This is a genomic window from Kribbella sp., assembly GCF_035687465.1.
In the GTDB taxonomy this organism is placed as follows: domain Bacteria; phylum Actinomycetota; class Actinomycetes; order Propionibacteriales; family Kribbellaceae; genus Kribbella.
On the sequence record NZ_DASRXP010000667.1, the window covers coordinates 1 to 5,955 of the forward strand.

Consider the following 5,955-nt stretch of genomic DNA (forward strand, 5'->3'; position numbering starts at 1 on the left):
TGCGAGCCGGAGACGACGGTGCTGTCGATCTTGGTGTCAGCGAACAGACCGCCGCTGGCCCAGCCGTCGTACCCGTTCCACAGTTGCATCTCGACGGCGCCCTTCAGATGCATCCGCCGGTACGGCGCCGCCTGCGAGACCGCCCATCGCTCGATCTGCCCGGCCGGCACGGTCACGCCCAGGTTCTCGGCGGAACGCCAGAAGTTCTGCGTGGCGTTGCCCTTGTTGTTCGGGTCGTCGCCCTGCTGCAGCCAGTCTGCTTCCACCCGGACATGGCCGTTGAGGTTCACGTCGTCCGGGGAGAGTCCCAGTCCGGCGACCTGGGTGTAGAAGCCGAGGTTGACGTCGGCGTTGTAGGTGCCGGGCTTGAACAAGGTCGCGTAGCGCTGGGTGCCGAACTGGTTGGTGTGCTGCTGCGCGGAGATCGCGTTGATGCGGTTCTGCATCTCCGTCTGGTTGCTGGTCGGGCTGAAGACGTCGACGTTCGGGCCGAAGTCGGGATTGCGGGGATCGGTCGGCGGCACGACCGGACCGGCACCGCCGTCGGTGGTGCGCACGGCGACCTCCCAGAGTGAGTAGCCGTACCCCGTGGCGCGCTGCGTGCCGGTGATGCGGAGGTAGCGGCCGTTGCCGGTGACGTCGAGGGTCTGCGTTCCCCCGGGGCCGGTGGTGGTCGAGTAGAGCTGGGTCCAAGTGGACGCGTTGCCCGAGACCTCGATCCGGAAGGCCCGCCCGTACGCCGCCTCCCAGGTCAGCACGACCTGGCAGACCGGCTGGGTGGACCCCAGATCGACCTGGATCCACTGGGGATCCGAGAAGGCGCTCGCCCACCTGGTGCCCGCGTTCCCGTCGACAGCGGCGCTCGCGGGCAGGCCGGCGTTCTCGGTCGAGGAAGCGGTGGCCGTTTTTCCTTGCGCGACATTGGTGCTGCCGCAGGCCGCCGCGCGGGTCGCGACCGCGCCGGCATCACCAGTGCCGGGCGGTGCGACCACGAACGCCGCGGCCAGCAGAACTCCGGCCGAGAGCAGGGTCAGGGGACGACGGAAGATCGCCGGAGAGCGTGCTCCGGCCGACGGATGTCTGAGCATGGGGGAACCAATCAGGAGAGACGGGGCGGAGAATTCCTGGAGGAGAGAGCGCTCTCCCAGAGCGTGACCCGCCTCGCCCCGGCTGTCAAGGGAACGTTCCCCGAGCCTGGTTCCGGAACTTCCGGTCGGCTACTCCAGGCAGATGCGGAAGGGATGGCCGGCCGGGTCGGCATAGACGCGCCAGCCGCGGGCACTCTGCGCTGGTGGGGCATCGACCGGGTCGAGGGGCTCGGCGCCGAGGGCGACCACGGTCGCGTGGCCGCTGGCCAGGTCCTCGACGATCAGGTCGAGATGCAACTGGTTGTCTTCAGCCCCCGGCCAGGTCGCTGGAACGTAGTCCTCCGAGCGCCGGAAGGCCAGTGTCGCGAAGCCGAGCGTCGACCCGGGGCCGCTGAGGCTCCGCCAGTCGTCGTCACCGTGCTCGTCGATCTCCAGACCGAACAGCGTCGAGTAGAACCGGGCAAGCTCGAGCGGGTCCGGACAGTCCAGCACCACCGAGCCGAGCCGCCCGGCACTGGTGCCCGGCTGCTCTGCCACCTGCGTCATCTGTTCCCCAACTTCCGTGGTTGTTTACGATCCGGCCGCCAACACTGTCAGGTCGGACCGACAGTTCGCATCTTTCGACACGCCTTGTTGACTGGTCAGCCGGATGCGACCTGGCAGAGTGCCCGTCATGAGCGTCCCGCCCGAGGCCTTCGTCAAGGAGAGGCACGACGCACCGCCTGGCTTCTTCGAGGTCGAGGCCGCCGGCCTGCGCTGGCTGGCCGTGCCCGGTGGCGTCCCGGTGGTTCCACCCCTGGACGTCTCCCCCACGCACATGGCGACCCCCCGGCTGGAGACCGTGCCACCGACCGGTTCGGCCGCTGACGAGCTCGGCCGGCGCCTGGCCGTCATGCACGACGCCGGCGCGCACCACTTCGGCGTACCGCCTGACGGGTGGTCCGCGGACGGCTACATCGGCACGATCGAACTGCCGCACGCGCTGCACTCGACCAAGGCCTGGGGCGAGTTCTACTCGAACCTGCGGATCCGCCCGTACCTGCGAGCGGCGTACGACCAAGGCACCATCGATGGGCATGAGCTAGATGTGTTCGAGGGGCTCTGCCGCAAGCTCGAGAGCGGCGCGTACGACGACCCGGCGGAGCGCCCGTGCCGGATCCACGGCGATCTCTGGTCGGGCAACGTGGTCTGGTGTGCCGACGGCGTCCACCTGATCGACCCGGCGGCGCACGGCGGGCATCGCGAGACCGACCTGGCGATGCTCGGCCTGTTCGGCATGCCGCAACTAGAGCGCGTACTACGCGCCTACGACGAGGCTCACCGCCTCGCGGACGGCTGGCGCGACCGGGTCGGTCTGCACCGGCTGCATCCACTGCTGACGCACACGGTGATGTTCGGCGCCAGCTATGTCCCCCGAGCCCTGGCGATGGCCCGCAAGTACGACTAATGCAGGAAGTTGTCTGAATGATCTTGACTCATCCAGTGTGCAGACGAACACTTCCGGTCATGAGAAGACTTGCCCGCCCCGGTCGCAAGGTCTCGCTCGCCGGCCTCCTCACTGCCGCCCTGCTAGCGACGCCTCTACTCGTACCCGCCCCCGCCACGGCTCAGCCGCAGGCAACGACACCATCCGCACTCATCCCGAAGCCGACCTCACAGCGCGCGCTGCCCGGCCAGAGCTTCACCCTGCAGCCGTGGACGATCGTCGGCGTCGACTCGGACGTCAGTGAGCGCCGTGCTGCCAAGAAGATCGCCGACCAGCTCACGACACAGCTACGGCGTTCTACGGGCTACCCGCTGCCGGTGACCCCGGTACTGCCTGGCCTGACCACCCTCAAGCTGTCCAGCAAGGGCCCTGCCTCACTCGGCGCAGAGGGATACCAACTGCGCGCCGACCGCTCGGGCCTGAGCATCACAGCAGCCACGCCGGAAGGCCTGTTCCGCGGCGTGAGCACACTGCGCCAGCTACTGCCGGCCAAGGCCGACGCTGCGACCCGCCAGGCCGGCCCGTGGACCATCGCCGGTACTACGATCGCCGACTCCCCGCGGTTCGGGTATCGCGGCGCCATGCTCGACGTGTCCCGGCACTTCTTCTCCGTGGCGGAGGTGAAGCGCTACATCGATCTCATCTCGCTCTACAAGCTGAACAAGCTGCATCTGCACCTGGCCGACGACCAGGGCTGGCGGATCCAGGTGGACAGCTGGCCACGGCTCACGACGTACGGGGCAAGCCTGGAGGTCGGCGGCACACCCGGCGGCTCGTACAGCAAGGCGGAGTTCGCCGAGATCATCCGGTACGCCGCTGACCACTACCTCACGGTGATCCCCGAGATCGACACCCCTGGTCACACGAACGCCGCGCTGGCGTCGTACGCCGAACTGAACTGCGACAACGTGGCTCCGCCGCTCTACACCGGAACCGAGGTCGGCTTCAGCTCGCTCTGCGTCGGCAAGGAGGTCACCTACGACTTCCTGGGCGACGTGTTCCGCGAGGTAGCCGAGCAGAACCCGGGCGACATCCTCCACCTCGGCGGCGACGAGGCACACTCCACACCGCACTCGGACTACCTCACCTTCGTCCCGAAGGCGGCCGCACTCGTCACCCAGCAGAACAAGCGGGTGATGGGATGGCAGGAGATCGCCGAGACCCCACTGCCGGCGGGCAGCATCGCGCAGTACTGGGGTACTGACGACGCGCGCTCGCAAGAGCTGGCCCGCAAGGCAGCGGCCCAGAACGCCAAGGTCGTCATGTCACCGGCCAACCGGGCCTACCTGGACATGAAGTACGACGAGAGCACCCCGTACGGGCAGGACTGGGCCGGTCTGGTCAGCGTGCAGACGGCGTACGACTGGAACCCGTCCACGCTGATCCCGAACCTGCCGGAGAGCGCGATCGCCGGGGTCGAGGCGCCGATCTGGACCGAGACGCTGGACGACCTGGACAAGCTCGAGTACATGGCGTTCCCGCGGCTGCCGGGGATCGCCGAGCTCGGCTGGTCGCAGGCCTCCGCGCTCGATTGGACCGCCTACAAGGATCGCCTCGGTGCGCAGGGCTCTCGCTGGGACGCTCTCAGCGTGAACTTCTACCGCGCCCCGGAGATCAACTGGCGTTGAGCTGTTCCGCCGCCTGCGCTCCTAGGACTGGAGGACCCGGTCCAGGAGCCAGGCGGTGGTTTCGTCCAGGTCCTGCTCGGCGACGGTGATCGTGAGCCGGGCCGGCTGGTCGTCCGCGTCGTCCCGCACCTCGAGGCGGTAGATGTAGCGGTCCGGCCTGGGCTGGCCGGTGCCGAGGCGGGACTGGTCGAGACCGCTGACAACCTGCTCGAGGCGTTCGGTATCCGGCTGCGCCGAGGTGTCGAGTTCGCCGTTCGCCTTCAGGCCGGCGAAGCCGCCGGTGCGGGTCACTTTGAGGAACAAGGTGGGCCTCCAGCCGACGTCGTACCAAACCTTCGCGGCTCCCCGCGCCGATGTCCAGGTCTGCGCGACACGCCGAGCGAGTTCACCACACCGGCCGCGCCATTACCCGGCGTACAGGGCGTTTTGTCCTTCCTTGTCGGTGCCCGGAACCGTTGCGCACAACCGGGCCCGGAGACGAAACAGCAGGTCGGCGTGGATTTCGTTGTCTTCGGGCCTGGCCGGGCCGGTCCGTGACCCCGTGCGAGCGGGCCCTGGGCAACGATCACGGAGCGTGGCGGGCTGCGACTTTGGGCGACACGTGTTCCTGGTCACCCCTTCCGCAAGGCCCCAGATCGGCTACAGTTGTCGCGTTGCAGTTTTGGACTCCCATTGACTTTCGCTGTGCTGCATGGCCGGTTCTGTCTATCTGGGGCCTTTCGGCGACACGTGGCTCATGAGGTGTGGGTCGCGGTTTGTTACAAGCCATCAAGGAGATAGACACAAATGGCTGTCGGTACTGTCAAGTGGTTCAACGCTGACAAGGGCTTCGGCTTCATCACCCCGGATGACGGTGGCGCGGACGTGTTCGCGCACTACTCGGCCATCCAGACCTCGGGCTTCCGCTCGCTGGACGAGAACCAGCGGGTGGAGTTCGAGATCACCCAGGGACAGAAGGGCCTGCAGGCGGAGAACATCCGTCCGCTGTGATCTGAGGATCACTCCTTCAAGAACCGAAAAAGAACGGGCCGTACACCGCTTGGTGTGCGGCCCGTTCGCACTTCCGGCACCGGGGGTACCGGTAGGCCACCGCCACCGAGGAGACCGATGACCGAGCAGATCCGACCCGACCGCTATACCCGGCGGGACGAGGACGAGGGTGAGCGCCTCGACCGGCAGTGGAACGAACTGCTGCAGGAGCTGCGACTGGCCCAGACCGGTACCCAGATCCTGTTCGCCTTCATGCTCAGCATCGCCTTCACGAACCGGTTCCAGGACGCCGACACCTTCACCCACGACGTGTTCGCCGGCACCCTGATCGCGACCGCGCTCGCGATGGGCCTCTTCCTCGCGCCGGTGTCCTTCCACCGGATCGTCTTCCAGCGGAGGCTGCGGGACCGGATGATCCCGATCGCCGGCCGGATGGCCAGCGGCGGCATGGTGTTCCTGGTGCTGGCGATCAGCGGCGGCCTGCTGCTGGCGATCGACGTGGTCACGTCCCGCCCGGTGGCGCTCGTGATCGTCGCGGTCGTGCTCGCCTGGTTCATCGGCTTCTGGTACGTGCTGCCGGCCTTCGTACGCCGTACTAGCGCAACCGCGGAATGACCTCGGCGGCGACCTGCTCCAGCACGTCCTCGCTGCCCGCATAGGGGCCCTCAGCCCGCGGCCAGTGGGTGATCACGTCGGTGAAGCCCAACTCGGCCGCCCGGCCGACCACGTCCTCGAAGGCGCCTACGGTGCTCAACGAGTACCG

7 protein-coding genes are annotated in these 5,955 nt (G+C 67.8%); 4 read left to right on the forward strand and 3 right to left on the reverse strand.

Going from position 1 to position 5,955, the window contains the following annotated elements:
* Together VFG33_RS35700 and VFG33_RS35705 are read right to left on the reverse strand one after the other, a co-directional pair.
* Window positions 1-1,088, reverse strand: a 1,088-nt coding sequence (locus VFG33_RS35700; RefSeq protein WP_325057444.1) for a discoidin domain-containing protein, incomplete at its 3' end; no start/stop codon positions are given.
* 129 nt (window positions 1,089-1,217) lie between these two features.
* Window positions 1,218-1,634, reverse strand: coding sequence for a VOC family protein (locus tag VFG33_RS35705; RefSeq protein ID WP_325057445.1), 417 nt, complete (start codon window positions 1,632-1,634; stop codon window positions 1,218-1,220).
* Between the two features lie 127 nt (window positions 1,635-1,761).
* Here VFG33_RS35705 and VFG33_RS35710 point away from each other — a divergent pair, with 127 nt between their 5' ends.
* Window positions 1,762-2,535, forward strand: a complete 774-nt coding sequence (locus VFG33_RS35710; protein WP_325057446.1) for a fructosamine kinase family protein — start codon at window positions 1,762-1,764, stop codon at window positions 2,533-2,535.
* A 59-nt stretch (window positions 2,536-2,594) separates the two neighbouring features.
* The gene (locus VFG33_RS35715; protein ID WP_325057447.1) at window positions 2,595-4,202 is read left to right on the forward strand and encodes a beta-N-acetylhexosaminidase; all 1,608 of its coding nucleotides are present in this window, start codon (window positions 2,595-2,597) and stop codon (window positions 4,200-4,202) included.
* A gap of 21 nt (window positions 4,203-4,223) precedes the next feature.
* Here the strand turns inward: VFG33_RS35715 and VFG33_RS35720 are convergent, their stop codons facing one another.
* Entirely contained in the window at window positions 4,224-4,505 is a 282-nt protein-coding gene (locus tag VFG33_RS35720) for a protealysin inhibitor emfourin (protein WP_325057448.1), read from the reverse strand.
* 483 nt (window positions 4,506-4,988) lie between these two features.
* On the opposite strand from VFG33_RS35720, the gene VFG33_RS35725 reads away from it, so the two are divergent.
* Entirely contained in the window at window positions 4,989-5,192 is a 204-nt protein-coding gene (locus VFG33_RS35725; RefSeq protein WP_325057449.1) for a cold-shock protein, read from the forward strand.
* A 117-nt stretch (window positions 5,193-5,309) separates the two neighbouring features.
* Window positions 5,310-5,807, forward strand: coding sequence for a DUF6328 family protein (locus tag VFG33_RS35730; RefSeq protein WP_325057450.1), 498 nt, complete (start codon window positions 5,310-5,312; stop codon window positions 5,805-5,807).
* The last annotated feature ends 148 nt before the right edge of the window (window positions 5,808-5,955 follow it).

What these genes read in the sequence shown, in the direction of transcription:
- VFG33_RS35730 (WP_325057450.1), top strand. Translation starts at nt 5,310, where the DNA reads ATGACCGAGCAGATCCGACCCGACCGCTATACCCGGCGGGACGAGGAC.
- VFG33_RS35715 (WP_325057447.1), top strand. Translation starts at nt 2,595, where the DNA reads ATGAGAAGACTTGCCCGCCCCGGTCGCAAGGTCTCGCTCGCCGGCCTC.
- VFG33_RS35710 (WP_325057446.1), top strand. Translation starts at nt 1,762, where the DNA reads ATGAGCGTCCCGCCCGAGGCCTTCGTCAAGGAGAGGCACGACGCACCG.
- VFG33_RS35725 (WP_325057449.1), top strand. Translation starts at nt 4,989, where the DNA reads ATGGCTGTCGGTACTGTCAAGTGGTTCAACGCTGACAAGGGCTTCGGC.
- VFG33_RS35705 (WP_325057445.1), bottom strand. Translation starts at nt 1,634, where the DNA reads ATGACGCAGGTGGCAGAGCAGCCGGGCACCAGTGCCGGGCGGCTCGGC.